Origin of the sequence: Leminorella richardii, from assembly GCF_900478135.1 — a bacterium.
Classification (GTDB): domain Bacteria; phylum Pseudomonadota; class Gammaproteobacteria; order Enterobacterales; family Enterobacteriaceae; genus Leminorella; species Leminorella richardii.
Genome location: NZ_LS483470.1, coordinates 2,020,246 through 2,035,375 on the forward strand (window position 1 = coordinate 2,020,246; position 15,130 = coordinate 2,035,375).

18 protein-coding genes and 1 pseudogene are annotated in these 15,130 nt (G+C 49.9%); 3 read left to right on the forward strand and 16 right to left on the reverse strand.

The window, feature by feature from the left end; translation table 11 throughout:
• Positions 1-93: 93 nt before the first annotated feature.
• On the reverse strand, positions 94-333 hold the full coding sequence (locus DQM29_RS09280) for a DUF1289 domain-containing protein (RefSeq protein WP_111740425.1): 240 nt from the start codon (positions 331-333) through the stop codon (positions 94-96).
• 215 nt (positions 334-548) lie between these two features.
• Between DQM29_RS09280 and gloA the strand changes: the two genes are divergently transcribed.
• Both gloA and rnt read left to right on the forward strand, forming a co-directional pair.
• Positions 549-956 carry a lactoylglutathione lyase gene (gene gloA, locus DQM29_RS09285; RefSeq protein ID WP_111742055.1) on the forward strand — a complete coding sequence of 136 codons (408 nt, stop codon included), beginning with the start codon at positions 549-551 and terminating at the stop codon, positions 954-956.
• Positions 957-1,129: 173 nt separating this feature from the next.
• A complete protein-coding gene (gene rnt, locus DQM29_RS09290; protein ID WP_111740426.1) occupies positions 1,130-1,768 on the forward strand; it encodes a ribonuclease T in 639 nt (212 codons plus the stop codon).
• 81 nt (positions 1,769-1,849) lie between these two features.
• Here rnt and DQM29_RS09295 read toward each other — a convergent pair whose 3' ends face one another.
• Positions 1,850-2,185: a Grx4 family monothiol glutaredoxin gene (locus DQM29_RS09295; protein ID WP_172622642.1), complete on the reverse strand. Its 336-nt coding sequence runs from the start codon at positions 2,183-2,185 to the stop codon at positions 1,850-1,852.
• A gap of 320 nt (positions 2,186-2,505) precedes the next feature.
• Here DQM29_RS09295 and sodB point away from each other — a divergent pair, with 320 nt between their 5' ends.
• Positions 2,506-3,084, forward strand: coding sequence for a superoxide dismutase [Fe] (gene sodB, locus DQM29_RS09300; protein ID WP_111740428.1), 579 nt, complete (start codon positions 2,506-2,508; stop codon positions 3,082-3,084).
• 71 nt (positions 3,085-3,155) lie between these two features.
• Here the strand turns inward: sodB and DQM29_RS09305 are convergent, their stop codons facing one another.
• The 14 genes and pseudogenes from DQM29_RS09305 to yceD all read right to left on the reverse strand — a co-directional run bounded on the left by DQM29_RS09305 (position 3,156) and on the right by yceD (position 14,956).
• Complete coding sequence (locus DQM29_RS09305; protein ID WP_111740429.1) at positions 3,156-4,271, reverse strand: AAA family ATPase; 1,116 nt, start codon at positions 4,269-4,271, stop codon at positions 3,156-3,158.
• Positions 4,255-4,978, reverse strand: a pseudogene (locus DQM29_RS09310) (RNA ligase family protein). Before DQM29_RS09310 ends, DQM29_RS09305 begins: the two are co-directional and overlap by 17 nt.
• A gap of 235 nt (positions 4,979-5,213) precedes the next feature.
• Positions 5,214-5,993: a metal-dependent hydrolase gene (locus DQM29_RS09315; RefSeq protein WP_111740430.1), complete on the reverse strand. Its 780-nt coding sequence runs from the start codon at positions 5,991-5,993 to the stop codon at positions 5,214-5,216.
• Positions 5,994-6,020: 27 nt separating this feature from the next.
• Entirely contained in the window at positions 6,021-7,004 is a 984-nt protein-coding gene (gene holB, locus DQM29_RS09320; RefSeq protein WP_111740431.1) for a DNA polymerase III subunit delta', read from the reverse strand.
• Entirely contained in the window at positions 7,001-7,636 is a 636-nt protein-coding gene (tmk, locus tag DQM29_RS09325) for a dTMP kinase (protein WP_111740432.1), read from the reverse strand. Before tmk ends, holB begins: the two co-directional genes overlap by 4 nt.
• Positions 7,636-8,658, reverse strand: coding sequence for an endolytic transglycosylase MltG (mltG, locus tag DQM29_RS09330; protein WP_111740433.1), 1,023 nt, complete (start codon positions 8,656-8,658; stop codon positions 7,636-7,638). The genes tmk and mltG overlap by 1 nt, the downstream gene beginning before the upstream one ends.
• A gap of 148 nt (positions 8,659-8,806) precedes the next feature.
• Entirely contained in the window at positions 8,807-10,048 is a 1,242-nt protein-coding gene (fabF, locus tag DQM29_RS09335) for a beta-ketoacyl-ACP synthase II (RefSeq protein ID WP_111740434.1), read from the reverse strand.
• Between the two features lie 87 nt (positions 10,049-10,135).
• A complete protein-coding gene (gene acpP, locus DQM29_RS09340; RefSeq protein ID WP_111740435.1) occupies positions 10,136-10,372 on the reverse strand; it encodes an acyl carrier protein in 237 nt (78 codons plus the stop codon).
• 153 nt (positions 10,373-10,525) lie between these two features.
• Positions 10,526-11,260 carry a 3-oxoacyl-ACP reductase FabG gene (fabG, locus tag DQM29_RS09345; protein ID WP_111740436.1) on the reverse strand — a complete coding sequence of 245 codons (735 nt, stop codon included), beginning with the start codon at positions 11,258-11,260 and terminating at the stop codon, positions 10,526-10,528.
• A gap of 32 nt (positions 11,261-11,292) precedes the next feature.
• The gene (gene fabD / locus DQM29_RS09350) at positions 11,293-12,222 is read right to left on the reverse strand and encodes an ACP S-malonyltransferase (protein ID WP_111740437.1); all 930 of its coding nucleotides are present in this window, start codon (positions 12,220-12,222) and stop codon (positions 11,293-11,295) included.
• A 22-nt stretch (positions 12,223-12,244) separates the two neighbouring features.
• Positions 12,245-13,198, reverse strand: coding sequence for a beta-ketoacyl-ACP synthase III (locus DQM29_RS09355; protein ID WP_111740438.1), 954 nt, complete (start codon positions 13,196-13,198; stop codon positions 12,245-12,247).
• A gap of 6 nt (positions 13,199-13,204) precedes the next feature.
• Positions 13,205-14,233 carry a phosphate acyltransferase PlsX gene (gene plsX, locus DQM29_RS09360; protein ID WP_111740439.1) on the reverse strand — a complete coding sequence of 343 codons (1,029 nt, stop codon included), beginning with the start codon at positions 14,231-14,233 and terminating at the stop codon, positions 13,205-13,207.
• 14 nt (positions 14,234-14,247) lie between these two features.
• A complete protein-coding gene (gene rpmF, locus DQM29_RS09365) occupies positions 14,248-14,418 on the reverse strand; it encodes a 50S ribosomal protein L32 (protein ID WP_111740440.1) in 171 nt (56 codons plus the stop codon).
• A 16-nt stretch (positions 14,419-14,434) separates the two neighbouring features.
• Entirely contained in the window at positions 14,435-14,956 is a 522-nt protein-coding gene (yceD, locus tag DQM29_RS09370) for a 23S rRNA accumulation protein YceD (RefSeq protein WP_111740441.1), read from the reverse strand.
• Positions 14,957-15,130 lie beyond the last annotated feature (174 nt).

The window sequence follows — 15,130 nt, forward strand, 5'->3', positions numbered from 1 at the left end:
AGTTTTCCTATTGGATAAAGTGATCCACATCACCCTAGTTCTTTGTATAGTAAGAAATTTATTAGAAAATAAGATATAAGCATCCAGAGATGATTAGAAAAGAGAAGGCTGATTTTGTGGGTTATCGTCTTTTTCTGGCGCTCTTCTGTTTTTTAAAGCGTTTCTTTGCCTACACAAACGTAGAACATTTCTTTTTTCATCATCGGCCATACTTGTCCATCGAAATCGCTCTTCTCTACTTCTAAGACAGCCCAAACAATACCCTCGACTGTCTGACTGACAGATCCCACGACATGGAGAGGGAATTGTAAAAAACTCTAACTGTTGTGGCATAGCGATCCGTATAAAAACATGAATAATTAAACAAGTGATTATTGTAAGTTAATAGAGGCTGCTTGACTAAAAAGCAAGCAGTTTATTGATATTTATTCTTATCATTAATACACATCGTCTATTAACAACAAGAATAATCGTTCATTTAGATGGGCTCTCGGGTATACTTCATTACGGCTATTATTATTGCATTTTTTGTATTACGAGGACTGCACATGCGTTTACTTCACACCATGATCCGCGTAGGTAACCTACAGCGCTCTATCGATTTTTATACTCAGGTTTTGGGCATGCGCCTGCTGCGCAGCAGTGAAAATACCGAATACAAATACTCTCTCGCCTTTGTAGGCTACAGCGACGAAAGCCAAGGCTCAGTCATCGAGCTCACCTATAACTGGGGTGTCGAAAGCTATGACATGGGCTCCGCGTTTGGTCACATCGCGCTAGGCGTCGACAACGTTGCACAGACCTGCGAGCAAATCCGCAGCGCCGGGGGCAAAGTCACTCGCGAAGCCGGTCCGGTAAAAGGCGGCACAACGATTATCGCCTTTGTTGAAGACCCCGACGGCTATAAGATCGAGCTGATAGAAAACAAACAGGCCAGCAGTGCCTTAGGTAACTGATCGCTATTGAATGCACCTCAACTATCAGGCGTTTAGCGCCTGATAGTTTCTTTATCCCTTCTACAGCGCTTAGCAAGTACTACACAACGAACGCTGACAAAGAGATTACCGAGCAACCTGCACCATTTTTTGGCATAATGCCCCTTTTTCATCGTCCGTAAAAACAGGAAAGTATGGCTGAGACAAAAAGACAAAACGGCTTAAGTGAACGCTTTCGCGGTTTCTATCCCGTCGTTATTGATGTAGAAACAGCGGGGTTTGACCCTCATACCAATGCCCTGCTGGAAATCGCCGCCTTTACCTTAAAAATGGATGAACAGGGCTGGTTAATGCCCGATCAGAGTCTGCACTTTCACGTAGAGCCTTTTGAAGGGGCAGTTCTTTCCCCTGAAGCCTTAGCCTTCAACGGGATCGACCCAAGCAATCCGCTTCGCGGTGCCGTCAGTGAATACGATGCACTACACGCCATTTTCAAGATGGTGCGTAAAGGCGTAAAAGATAGAGAATGCAATCGTGCAATCGTAGTCGCCCATAACGCAGCGTTTGATCACGGATTTCTAATGGCCGCAGCCGAGCGGGCCGGGTTGAAGCGCAATCCTTTCCACCCTTTTGCCACTTTTGATACCGCTGCGCTTAGTGGTCTGGTTCTGGGGCAAACGGTCTTGGCAAAGGCATGTATTACCGCCGGCATTCCCTTTGACAGCAAGCAGGCACACTCAGCCCTTTATGACACAGAAAGAACCACCCAACTTTTCTGTGAGCTAGTCAACCGTTGGAAAAAGCTGGGCGGATGGCCTCTGCCTCAAGAATAGGAAAAGACCAGTAACAGGCAATAAAAATGCCGACCTTCTAATAAGAGGGTCGGCGTTTTTATTTAGCGCGTTTAAGCGTTATTACGCGTTATCACTGCTGTCTTTAGCAGCTTCCTTCAATAGAGTCTGCAGTTCACCGCGCTGGTACATCTCAAGAATGATGTCACATCCGCCAATCAGCTCTCCGTTAACCCACAGCTGCGGGAACGTTGGCCAGTTGGCGTACTTGGGCAGCTCTGCGCGAATATCCGGATTCTGTAAAATATCGACATAGGCAAAGCGCTCACCGCACGCGGAAAGTGCCTGTACAGCCTGGGCGCTAAAACCGCAGCTTGGCAGTTTCGGTGAGCCTTTCATATAGAGCAGGATCGGATTTTCCGCGATTTGAGCCTGAATTTTTTCAACTGTGGTCATGATTTGCTTCCTTAAGCAGACATTGCGCATTGACGACTGAACTATTGTAGCCTTGAACACGATGGGAAAAAACACTACTTTTCACAGGGTTTATCCCTCCCTGCCGGATGTTGCCGCTTCTTATGCGACTGTTGCTCGTTTTCCTTCCAACACATCCTCAGTGCTTTTTCATTTTTTCTCTTTTAATATAAGAAAAAGTTGATAGAATTACGCATTATAACAAAGTTACAACATTTTATTTTCAAGTGAGTCATGATTTTTTGGCCTTCAGCTCATTGGGTCATTCAATCAATGAACTCTACTTTTACAAAAAGGAGCAAATAATGTCGTTTGAATTACCCGCACTTCCTTATGCTAAAAATGCCCTAGAACCCCATATCTCTGAAGAAACGCTGGAGTTTCACTACGGTAAACACCATAACACCTACGTTGTTAACCTCAACAATCTGGTGAAGGGCAGCGAGTTTGAAGGTAAATCACTGGAAGAGATCGTCATGAAATCCTCTGGCGGCGTGTTTAACAACGCGGCTCAGGTCTGGAACCATACCTTCTACTGGAACTGCCTAGCGCCGAATGCCGGTGGCGAACCAACGGGTGCGCTAGCTGACGCTATCAACAAAAACTTCGGCTCTTTTGCTGCTTTCAAAGAGCAGTTCACTGACAGCGCAGTGAAAAATTTCGGCGCTGGCTGGACTTGGCTGGTGAAAAAAGCCGACGGCAAGCTGGCCATCGTTAACACCTCAAACGCCGCTAACCCAATGACTGAAGGCGACAAGCCTCTTTTAACGGCAGACGTTTGGGAACACGCTTACTACATTGACTACCGCAACGCGCGTCCTAAGTATATGGAAAACTTCTGGGCGCTGGTTAACTGGGCGTTCGTCGCTAAAAACCTGGGCTAAATTGCCCTGCGTTAACGCATAAAACAAACGCAAGAAAGCTGAAACCGCCCGATTTAAAACGGGCGGTTTTTTTATTTGTCATCCGTAAAGTAGACAACCTCATGTGCCTCATAGGATGCAGGCACCTCCAGCTTATCCAGCATTCGGGTTAAAACAGGCTCCGCTACGGGATATTGACGATCTGCATTCTGCATTTTCCAGCGGACAAAAGGCACTTCGATATAGACAATCTTGACCCTTGCCCGATAGGCAGTAAACAGCGATATCAGCTGCTGACGGAGGGACTGCGTTAGGTTTGTCGCATTCCAGATAAACGCCCGATTCTGCCGAAGCAGCTGTCTTGCCTGCTCTTTTGCCTGCTGAACAACCCATCCGTTAGACGTCTTGTCTCCGGGATCAATTCGATGCTGACGGCGAATGTCGTCTAGACTGACCACCGGTAAATCACTGCCGTGCTGTTTTAGGTAGCAGTCCTTTCCCATTCCGGGAAGGCCACAAAGCAGCGTGACGTCACTTCCATAATCACCATAAGGCTGATAGTCAGGCTGCCCACCTTCTTTTGAGAAGTAGACGAATCGAGCCTCCGTTGACGGAAACGATCTAGCCTGCTGCCAGCACTCTTGCTCATGGCAGTACAACTCAAAGAGTTCGGTACGCTCCAGCAACGATGCTCGATCGCGACACTCTCGTCCTAACACGTCGGCTTTAGCCAACATCGTCAAAAGTACGGTATCGCAGCGCAATGAGGCAGCAAACAGCGCTTTCTGAGGATCCGGCTTATCCATAATCCACAGGGGTAATCCATGATAGCGAACCAGCGCCGCGATTTCCTCGCGCAGGGTAAACGGCGTGGGTACATCCTGAAACAGGATTTTTCTCGCACTCAGTTCCCCTTTTCTTGCATGACCCGGAGAAACAAAACGACCGTTTTCATCACGCCGAGTAGTGCTTCTTTTCTCAACGTCGTGCAGTGCAGCGGCTGTCCAAACAGTCTCTTGGCGCAGCGGAGAAAGCGTCTGATACTCCGGTAGCGATACCAGTGCGTTAAGCACACGCTGAGTGTGCTCAGCCACGTCTCCTTCCGCGTGATGCTCAGGATCCTGCATCACTCCGTGCATATCAGCAAAAAAAGGGAAATGCTGGGTCAAAAATAGCCACGACCTGTCTTCACTAAATCGCCAGTTCATGTTCCCCTCCCTGTGACTGACGCTCATAGTAAAGCGGTGCCCGTTTCCAGTTTCGCTTCCAGTGTACGTCTGTCTTAACGTGATTTTTTCTCACATATTTAAAAACGTTATTCATAAACGCATCTACGGGATATTCATCCCGATTGCGGCTAACGATCCCTTCCATCGAACAGAGGAGATTCATCTGCGTATCCCACGACAAAAAACGACTCGGCTCACTGGCCTTTTCAACAATCAATTGACCAAATTCCGCCTTACTATCGGTCGTGGCTATCTCTAGCTCAGGTACCAGAGGGAAATCAAACAGTGCAGCATAAAACTTCACTTCTTCCCAGCTCAGCCAGCAATCTTTACAACGCACGGCAAAAACGAAAAAGTCATGCTCCAAGTGACGATATTCAATGGAATGAATGGCGTATAAATTCTCGCCAAAAAATCTCAATATCGTTCAGATCATTTTTGATTAATGCCCAGCGCTGACGTATTTTTTGCGTCCAGGCCGACTGTGTCGGCGCCGCGTGGGAACGGGCAAAAACCCCGTATCTGTTCAAACAGTTATTTTCACCATCTAGCTTTTCGGTATGCACCAGTCCCTCTATGAGGGAAACGTCGCTCCACCACTGGTCATTAATTCGGTCGTCACTGGTTGTACCGGGTGAAAACGGATAGTGATAAGTTCTGCCATATTTTCTTGATTGTCCATTCATCGCGTTGACTCCTATGTCAAACACGTGCGGTTTCTCTATGCGACAACAGCGCCCGATGAGTAATGGTCAAAAAAGGCGGTCGAACCTGAAACAGGCGCACGTTTTATCTAATAGGTGAAAAAAGCGTAAAAATGGAGGAAATTAAACGCGGTATTGGTGAAGGCGCGCGCATATTAACAGGATTGGCGCAAGATTGACAAGAGAGGAAAGCGAACGCTCTCCTCTCTTTTTTCGTTTATGGCAGCTCGACGTGAAAGAGCTGACGAAAGTTATTCGTGGTTATTTCAGCCAGCGTTTCAAGCTCAACGCGCTTTAAAACGGCCAGATATTCAGCCACGTCCCTGACATAGGCAGGTCGATTCTCTTTTCCCCTGTGGGGCACCGGAGCCAGATAAGGAGAGTCAGTTTCAATCAGCATACGGTCTAACGGGACATAGCGAGCGGCTTCCCGTAGGGCATCCGCATTGCGAAACGTCACGATCCCAGAGAATGAAATATAAAAGCCAATATCCAACAGCTGCTTTGCCGTTTCGCAGTCTTCTGTAAAACAGTGCAGCACACCGCCACAGTCCCTAGCCCCTTCTTCTTTCAGAATGGCTAGCGTATCTTTACGAGCGTCACGAGTATGTACAATAACCGGTTTGTTCAGAACGTTGCCAACCTGAATATGCTGGCGAAAGCTGGCCTGCTGCTGAGGCAGGTTGTCCTGCTGATAGTAGTAGTCCAGCCCCGTTTCTCCCAGAGCAACAACGCGCGGATCCTCTGCGAGCGCTTTAAGCTGCTCTACCTTATACGCTTCCTTAAGGTCGAGCGGATGAACGCCACAGGAAAGAAAAACGTTAGGATAGTGGGCAACCCGTTCACGGAGTGCCTGAAAGCCGGAAAGCGTTGTAGAAACCGCCAGAAACGCATGAACATCGCGCTGTGCAGCTCCGGCCAGAACGCCATCCAAATCAGTGCCCTGCTTGTCAAAATCCAGAGCATCAAGATGGCAGTGTGAATCAACTAAATACATAAGAAAGGTAACTCGAGAAAACTGATCCTAAGCCGCTTCGCGTTCCGTTTGGCTTAGCATATTGGTTAATAAAAGCTCACGATTGATGCCTGCCACAGTCATTAACTGATATCGGCAGTCAAGCCAGCGCTGTACTGTCAGATTAATCAATAAAGGCGACATGATGGCAGACAGGCGCTGAATAGCCTCCAGTGCATCCTGATTGACCACAAAAGCGCTGGCTCCCTGCTGCTGCTTCATAACGTCCAACAGCAGCGACACCGCCCAATGGATACGTTCTTCAGCATTATCCTGATTAAGCAGCGGCAATAACGCTAGCAAGTCTCGGCGCTCAAAAGATAAAGCTAGCTCTTTACATAGTTCCGCACGCGCAGCCCAGTCTCCAGAAGCCAGCATTGCCTGAGCAACGGGCGGTGCACCGTTGCTTAAGCGAAGCGCGGTACGTAAAACGTTTACCTCTGAAGGTACATTCCCCTGCCTGCGCAGCCATTCAATACCAAAGGCTTCATCTGGGCAGGAAAGCTGCCAGTGCAGGCATCGACTGCGGACAGTCGGCAGCAGCGGTGCAGAATCAGGGCAGGACAAAAGAAAGTAAGTCTGCTTGGGAGGCTCTTCGAGAGTTTTTAGCAGCGCATTCGCCGCCGCCTCACTCAGCCGCTCAGCGCCGCGGATCCATGCGACCTTCGAACCACCCTGCTGAGACATGTTATAGAGCGTTTCAGTCAGCTGACGCACGGCTTCAACACCAATCGTAGCCTTCCCCTTTTCTGGTTCAACGACGTGCCAGTCAGGATGAGTTTCCGCCTTCATCATATGACAGCTGTGGCAGACTCCACAGGTTTTTTCTCCCTGAGGATTTTCACACATCAGCCAGTATCCTAACGCCTGGATCAGGGATTCATCCCCGCATCCAGGTACAGACTGCAGCAACAGAGCGTGATGGCGACGCTCTGATGTGTACTGGGCAACAAGCTGCCTATAGGCAGGCGTCAGCCACGGATACCAAATCACGCCTGACTCTCCAGCCACTTCGTTACTGCTAAACGAATATCGGCGGTTACTTTGTCCAACGGCTGAGAAGCATTAATAGTGACGATCGAGTTATCCTGCTGCGCCAACGCTAAATAGCGCGCCCGAGTGCGTTCAAAAAATGCTAAAGACTCTTTTTCAATGCGATCGAGCTCGCCCCGCGCTCGTGCCCGAGCCAAGCCCTGCTCTGGGGGAATATCCAGATACAGCGTTAAATCGGGTCGAAAATCGCCCAGCACCGCGTCTCTTAGCGTGGTCATCAGTCCGGCATCAATACCTCGCCCTCCTCCCTGGTAGGCTTGAGACGAAAGATCGTGGCGATCGCCAATAACCCACTCCCCACGCGCTAGCGCAGGTTTAATGACATTCTCAACCAGCTGGATCCGCGATGTATACATAATAAGCAGTTCAGCTTTATCCGTAATGGGCTCGTCATGAACACCCTCTTTAACCAGAGTGCGGAGCTTCTCTGCCAGAGGCGTTCCCCCAGGCTCGCGGGTAAATCGAACGTTTTCAATCCCCCAGCGCTTCAGTTCATCAACAACAGTGTCCCGTGCTGTTGTTTTACCCGCACCTTCAAGCCCTTCAATAACAATGAATTTCCCCGATTTCATTACTGTTTTCCCGCCCGCAAGGTTTGCAAATACTGGCGCACAGCCTGATTGTGACTCTGCAGATTAGTGGTAAATGTATGCCCGCCTTTACCGTCGGCAACAAAATAGAGATAGTTAGTTTTTGCCGGATGCGCGGCAGCCTTCAGCGATGCCTGACCAGGCATGGCGATCGGCGTAGGCGGCAAGCCGTCAATGGTATAGGTGTTATAGGCCGTTGGCGTTGTTAAATCTTTACGGGTGATATTGCCGTTATACTGGCTGCCCATTCCGTAAATAACTGTTGGGTCAGTTTGTAGCTTCATACCGATACGCATTCGGTTAACAAACACTGAAGCCACCTTGTCCCGCTCCGAATCCAACGCGGTCTCTTTTTCAATAATAGACGCCATGATCATCATTTCGTACGGCGTTTTATACGGAAGATTCTCTTCGCGCCCGTTCCAAACTTCATCAACGGTTTTCTTCATTTTCTCGTGGGCGCGTTTTAGTAATGCTCGATCGGTAGTTCCTGCCGTATAGTTGTAGGTGTCCGGATACAGCCATCCTTCCGGATGTGCCGGATCGTTAATCGCTAATACCTCGGCGACCTTCTCTTCACTGGCTCCTTCTAGCGTATGTTTTACATAAGGCGCCTGTGCCAACAGCGGGATCCAGTCCTGCATGCGGGTTCCTTCAATAAAACGGATCGAGAACTGCGCTTCTTTGCCTGATCGAAACAGCAGCAGCATGGCCTTAATATCCATCTCCGGCGTTAGCTGATAAGTTCCTGCTTTAAAACCGCCAAGATCGGGCTGAAGACGCAATAGCCACGGTAGCGCTTTAACGTCACTAACAACGCCTTTTTCTACCAGAAGATTACCCAATGCAGCCTGCCCCGTTCCTGAGGGCAGCGTAAAATAGATGGGTTCTTTTAGGCTTAGCGGCCTTTGTGCATAATTTTGCAGCCACTGATACCCGGCAAAGGCTCCGGCGGCTCCGGCCAGAACTGCAACAGCTAAAATCCCTATAAGTTTCTTTTTCATTGCCACGGTCGCTTTATCGAGATGTCATTTAAAAATGCGGTTACTGTATGACAGTATGGTGCCAAATTCTATAAGCAAAACGGCCCGGTGAATATACCGGGCCGCTCTCATTGTTACTCTAGCGCCACCAACTAGGCGGCTCACTCACTTATATTTTACGAAACAAAACCGAGCCGTTTGTTCCACCAAAGCCAAATGAGTTACACAGCGCGTATTCCATGCCTTTCACCTGACGAGCTTCGTGAGGCACAAAGTCTAGATCGCAGCCTTCGTCAGGATTATCCAGATTGATCGTAGGTGGAATAGCCTGATCGCGCAGCGCAAGGATAGAGAAAATAGACTCTACCGCACCAGCAGCGCCCAGAAGGTGACCCGTCATGGACTTAGTTGAGCTCACCATCACGCGTTTAGCATCTTCTTTAAAAATGCTTTTAACTGCCTGAGCCTCTGCTTTATCGCCCGCATTCGTTGACGTACCGTGCGCATTAACATAGCCAACCTGTGACGGTGTCACGCCTGCATCACGCAGCGCATTTTCCATCGCCAAGGCCGCGCCCGCACCGTCTTCCGGCGGTGACGTCATGTGGTAAGCGTCGCTACTCATGCCAAAGCCAACAACTTCAGCATAAATTTTAGCGCCGCGCTTCTTGGCGTGGTCGTATTCTTCCAGCACCAGAATGCCTGCACCGTCACCCAGCACAAAACCGTCACGGTCTTTATCCCAAGGGCGACTGGCCGCCTGAGGCGCATCATTACGGGTAGACAGAGCGCGCGCAGCGCCAAAGCCGCCAACGCCTAATGGCGTGCTCGCCTTCTCACCGCCGCCCGCAACCATCACATCGGCATCACCATAGGCAATGATGCGCGCCGCGTGACCAATGTTGTGGACACCAGATGTACAGGCCGTAGCAATGGAAATGCTTGGGCCTCTGAAGCCGAACATGATAGACAAGTGGCCTGCGATCATATTTACGATTGTCGAAGGCACAAAGAATGGGCTTACCTTACGCGGGCCGCCTGTCATTAATGCGCCGTGGTTCTCTTCAATCAGACCAAGACCACCAATGCCAGAACCGATAGCGGCACCGATACGCGGTGCGTTTTCCGGCGTGATCTCAATGCCTGAATCGGCAATGGCCTGCATGCCGGCAACAATGCCGTATTGGATAAAGGGATCCATTTTTCTCGCGTCTTTACGCGAGATAAACTCATCAGAGTTAAAACCTTTTACTAAGCCCGCAAAACGCGTAGCAAAACCGCTGGTATCGAAATGGTCAATAAGGCTGATACCGCTCTGCCCGGCAAGAAGAGCCTGCCATGTAGTCTCTACAGTGTTGCCGACAGGGGATAACATGCCCATTCCGGTCACTACAACTCGACGCTTAGACACGTTGAATCCTCCAGAGGGGGGAATGACTTGTTATTAGAAATGAGAAAACTTAGGCGGTCGAATGACCGCCTAGATAGATATGTCTGATTACGCGTTAGCAGCCGTGATGTAATCAATTGCCGCTTGAACAGTGGTAATCTTCTCTGCTTCTTCGTCTGGAATCTCAGTATCAAACTCTTCTTCCAGAGCCATAACCAGCTCAACAGTGTCAAGAGAGTCAGCGCCCAGGTCTTCTACGAAAGAAGCGCTGTTCTTAACTTCGTCTTCTTTAACACCCAGTTGCTCAATGATAATTTTCTTAACACGTTCTTCGATAGTGCTCATACTCTTAAATTTCCTATCAAAACTCGCTAACGCGATGGTTTTCGTAGTTTATTCAATGTTGAAAAAGATGCAACCAAATATAGGCTGGCGGAACAAAAATTTTGAACTATTTTGCTAAATTTAGCGCAAATCGAACAAAATTTCAGCGTTCCTTTACAGCATATACATGCCACCATTCACATGTAAGGTTTCACCCGTAATGTATCCAGCTTCATCAGAGGCTAAAAAAGCAGCAGCGCTGGCAATCTCTTTTGCGTCACCCAAACGGTTTGCGGGGACCTGTGACAAAATGCCTGACCGTTGTTCATCTGTCAATGCACGCGTCATGTCAGTCTCGATAAAACCGGGGGCGATGACGTTAACCGTAATACCTCTTGAAGCAACCTCACGCGCCAGCGATTTACTAAAGCCTATCACGCCAGCTTTAGCTGCGGCGTAGTTAGCCTGCCCTGCGTTACCCATTGTACCAACAACTGAGCCAATAGTAATTATGCGACCACAACGTTTTTTCATCATTGCGCGCATAACAGCTTTTGACAGACGGAAAATAGAGGTCAGATTGGTATCGATAATGTCTTGCCACTCTTCATCTTTCATCCGCATCAGCAGGTTATCACGCGTAATGCCTGCGTTGTTGATAAGGATATCAATATCGCCAAACTCCGCACGAATTGCTTCAAGCGCTGTTTCAATCGATGCAGAATCCGTGACGTTCAGCGCCATACCTTTGCCCTGCTCGCCCAAGTATTCGCTAATAGACTGGGCGCCGCTTTCCGACGTTGCTGTACCGATGACGCGAGCGCCTTCAGCAGCCAGCTTTTGTGCGATAGCCTTGCCGATACCACGGCTAGCGCCGGTAACAAGAGCGATTTTTCCTTCTAACTTCATGCAGTTCCCCTTTAGGATAAATTTGGTTTTGCTTACCCTTCAAGCGCGGCCTGTAAGCTGGCAGGATCGTTAACCGCTGCAGCGGTCAGACTGTCTACAATGCGCTTGGTCAAACCGGTCAATACTTTGCCCGGGCCCATTTCCAATAGGTGCGTCACGCCCTGCGAAGCCATAAATTCGACGCTTTCTGTCCAGCGGACAGGGTTGTAGAGCTGGCGGATCAGCGCGTCGCGAATCGCATCGCCGCTGGTTTCTGCCTTTACATCTACATTGTTGATTACTGCGATTTCAGGCGCACTGAACGTAATGTCTTTTAATGCCTGAGCCAGTCTGTCAGCGGCGGGCTTCATTAACGCACAGTGGGACGGAACGCTGACAGACAGCGGCAGCGCCCGCTTGGCACCTGCGGCTTTACAGGCTGCACCCGCGCGCTCAACGGCTTCTTTATTGCCCGCAATGACAACCTGCCCCGGAGAGTTGAAGTTCACTGGTGCAACAACCTGCCCCTGCGCAGACTCTTCACACGCCTTGGCGATTTCATCGTTACCGAGGCCGATAATCGCGTACATGGCTCCAGTGCCTTCAGGCACCGCATCCTGCATCAGCTTACCGCGCAGCTCAACTAGACGAACCGCATCTTTAAATGCCAGTACGCCTGCGCATACCAGCGCAGAATATTCTCCCAGACTGTGTCCCGCCAACATGGCAGGCGCTTTACCACCCTTCTGCTGCCATACGCGCCAGACAGCCACCGACGCCGTCAACAGCGCTGGCTGGGTTTGCCACGTTTTGTTCAATTCGGCTTCTGGCCCCTGCTGAACCAGCTGCCACAGATCGTAGCCAAGCGCTTCTGACGCTTCTGCAAACGTTTCTTTTACCAGAGGAAACTCTTCTGCCAGTGCGGCAAGCATGCCGACAGATTGAGAACCCTGTCCCGGAAAGACAACGGCAAATTGACTCATAGTTTTATTATTCCTAATGCTATTAGAATCGAATTAACGCTGAGCCCCAGGTGAAACCACCGCCGAAGGCCTCAAGTAGAATTAGCTGACCGCGCTGAATACGCCCATCCCTCACCGCCTCGTCCAGTGCGGACGGCACCGACGCAGCAGATGTGTTACCGTGGCGGTCGAGAGTGATAACCACTTTTTCCAGGCCCATACCCAGCTTTTTGGCGGTCGCAGAAATAATGCGAAGATTCGCCTGATGGGGAACTAGCCAGTCCAGCTCTGATTTATCGATACCGTTCGCTTCAAGCGTTTCATCAACAATGTGAGCCAGCTCGGTAACGGCGACTTTAAAGACGTCATTGCCTTTCATTGTCAGAAAATCTGGTTTGTTGGGATCGACGCGGTCGTGATTAGGTAGCGTCAGCAGTTCGCCATAGCGGCCGTCAGCGTGAAGATGGGTCGAAATGATGCCCGGCTCTTCAGAAGCGCCAATCACCATCGCACCAGCGCCGTCGCCAAACAGAATAATCGTCCCGCGATCGGTCGGATCCAGCGTACGGCTCAATGCGTCAGAACCAATAACCAGCGCCGTTTTTACAAAGCCGGTTTTAATAAACTGATCGGCGACGCTCAGAGCGTAGGCAAAGCCGGCACAGGCTGCCGCAACGTCAAATGCGGCGGCGTCCTTAATGCCCAAATAGTTCTGAATTTCGCAGGCCGCGCTGGGAAATGCGTTGCTTGACGAGGTAGTGGCAACAATAATCAGGCCAATATCATTTTTGTCGATACCCGCCATTTCAATCGCTCTGTCCGCAGCGTGACAGCCCATTGTTGCTACCGTTTCATCCGGCGCGGCGATGTGGCGCTGGCGAATGCCCGTGCGTGACACGATCCATTCGTCGCTCGTTTCCACGATTTTCTCTAAATCAGCATTGGTACGCACATGTACCGGCAGGTAGCTGCCGGTACCGAGAATTTTTGTATACATGAAATGTCATTCACTCTTTGGTAATACCGCCTGAAGACGAGCGGCAATTTGCATGGGAACGCTGCGTTCCACGGTCTGTATGGCCTGTTCTATGGCAACGGCAAACGCCTGTTGATTTGCCGCACCGTGACTTTTAATCACCGTACCGCGTAATCCTAACAGACAAGCCCCGTTATATCGATCGGGATTTAGATGACCGAAACGTTTAGATAAGCGTTTTTTAAACCAATAGCTAAAAAGCTTCATCCACCAGGTAGGTTTCCGCTTTCCTGAGGACAAGAGCGACAGGAAAACGCGAATCACTCCTTCCAGCGTCTTTAAGGTGACGTTACCAACAAAGCCGTCGCACACCAGCACGTCCGTCTTTCCAGTTAACAGGTCATTCCCCTCAAGATAGCCAATATAGTTTATTTGCTGAATATTCTTAAGAATAGAGGCAGCAGCTTGAATATTATCAAGCCCCTTCGTCTCTTCCTCACCAATATTCAGCAGCGCAACTCGTGGATTCGCCACCTGTAAAACTTCTTCCGCCATGACGGCACCCATGACAGCAAACTGCACCAGCATGTCACCATCGCACTCTACGTTCGCCCCAAGATCCAGAACGAGGGTTGCTCCCCCCTGCTGATTTGGGATTGCTGACACCAGCGCCGGGCGGTTTATTCCGTCAAGGGGCTTTAGCGTCAGCTTTGCTAGTCCCATCAGCGCCCCCGTATTTCCTGCGCTCACACATGCCATTGCCGAACCGTTTTTCACCAGTTCCAGCGCAATACGCATTGAAGTGCCGCGGCTATTGCGGATAGCTTGAGATGGCTTAGCGTCGTTTGCAATAACGAGGTCTGCGGGAACAATTTCAAGACGCGAGAGAATATCGGAAGAAGCGGATTTGAGCAGAGGCTCAATTTCAGAAGGTAAACCCACCAGTTTGATAGAAAGAGTTGGGTTAGAATCCAGCGCCTGCAGAGATGCAGGCACTGTGACGCAGGGACCGAAGTCCCCGCCCATAGCATCTAACGCAATGGTTAGACTTGCCAAGGTATCACCTAAAATTACTTAGCGATTACCTTGCGGCCACGATAGTAACCGTTCGCGGTAACGTGGTGACGCAGATGGGTTTCACCTGATGCTTTATCCACAGATACTGCAGCGGTAGTCAGTGCATCGTGAGAACGACGCATGCCACGTCTTGAACGGGTACTTTTGTTCTGTTGTACGGCCATCGACCTTACTCCTCGGTTACTTTTGCTTTAAACTGGCTAATACGGCAAATGGATTTGGCTTTTCCGCCTCAGGAGGCAGTTCGCCAAACGTCATGTCCGCGTCGGACACTTCACAGTGTTCATGTTCATGCACCGGCACGAGCGGCAAAGACAGAATGAGTTCATCCTCTGTCAGCGCCAGCAGATCGATTTCGCCAAACTCGTCGACGTCGACCGGCTCGTAACCTGCCGGTAATGCCTCTGCCTGCTCATCATTTTTGACCGGGCTGAAACAATACGTTGCCTGAACGGTGTATGCATAGGGCTGATTGCAGCGCTGGCAGAGGAGCGTCACGGGAACCGTTGCCTCTCCGCGCAGAACGACCAAGCGCTGGTTGTCGATAAAAAACGACAGCTCAGCCTCAATGTCACCATCCACGCTCGCTACCGACTCAGCCAAACGCGTAGCCTGCTCTGCGGTGTAAACACCGACATAGTCTAGACTTTTTTGCGCCGCGCGAAGCGAGTCGATAGTTAAGGGTAATTTTACCTTTTGCATAGGGCGCGCATATTATCGCTGTCACGGCTTTTAGTCAAAGGAAAAGCGTGCAGTAAACATGCTTTTTAACATATTAGGCTCTTTATATGACGCACAGTTTAAAATAGCCGCCAATATTTCTCCACGACTATTACTTCGTGGCTATTAATAGAAAGGCCTTTTTCTTTATACAAA

Coding starts and splice junctions, on each gene's coding strand:
- DQM29_RS09280 (WP_111740425.1), bottom strand. CDS start 333: ATGCCACAACAGTTAGAGTTTTTTACAATTCCCTCTCCATGTCGTGGG.
- gloA (WP_111742055.1), top strand. CDS start 549: ATGCGTTTACTTCACACCATGATCCGCGTAGGTAACCTACAGCGCTCT.
- rnt (WP_111740426.1), top strand. CDS start 1,130: ATGGCTGAGACAAAAAGACAAAACGGCTTAAGTGAACGCTTTCGCGGT.
- sodB (WP_111740428.1), top strand. CDS start 2,506: ATGTCGTTTGAATTACCCGCACTTCCTTATGCTAAAAATGCCCTAGAA.
- DQM29_RS09305 (WP_111740429.1), bottom strand. CDS start 4,271: ATGAACTGGCGATTTAGTGAAGACAGGTCGTGGCTATTTTTGACCCAG.
- DQM29_RS09315 (WP_111740430.1), bottom strand. CDS start 5,993: ATGTATTTAGTTGATTCACACTGCCATCTTGATGCTCTGGATTTTGAC.
- tmk (WP_111740432.1), bottom strand. CDS start 7,636: ATGAAATCGGGGAAATTCATTGTTATTGAAGGGCTTGAAGGTGCGGGT.
- mltG (WP_111740433.1), bottom strand. CDS start 8,658: ATGAAAAAGAAACTTATAGGGATTTTAGCTGTTGCAGTTCTGGCCGGA.
- acpP (WP_111740435.1), bottom strand. CDS start 10,372: ATGAGCACTATCGAAGAACGTGTTAAGAAAATTATCATTGAGCAACTG.
- fabG (WP_111740436.1), bottom strand. CDS start 11,260: ATGAAGTTAGAAGGAAAAATCGCTCTTGTTACCGGCGCTAGCCGTGGT.
- fabD (WP_111740437.1), bottom strand. CDS start 12,222: ATGAGTCAATTTGCCGTTGTCTTTCCGGGACAGGGTTCTCAATCTGTC.
- DQM29_RS09355 (WP_111740438.1), bottom strand. CDS start 13,198: ATGTATACAAAAATTCTCGGTACCGGCAGCTACCTGCCGGTACATGTG.
- rpmF (WP_111740440.1), bottom strand. CDS start 14,418: ATGGCCGTACAACAGAACAAAAGTACCCGTTCAAGACGTGGCATGCGT.
- yceD (WP_111740441.1), bottom strand. CDS start 14,956: ATGCAAAAGGTAAAATTACCCTTAACTATCGACTCGCTTCGCGCGGCG.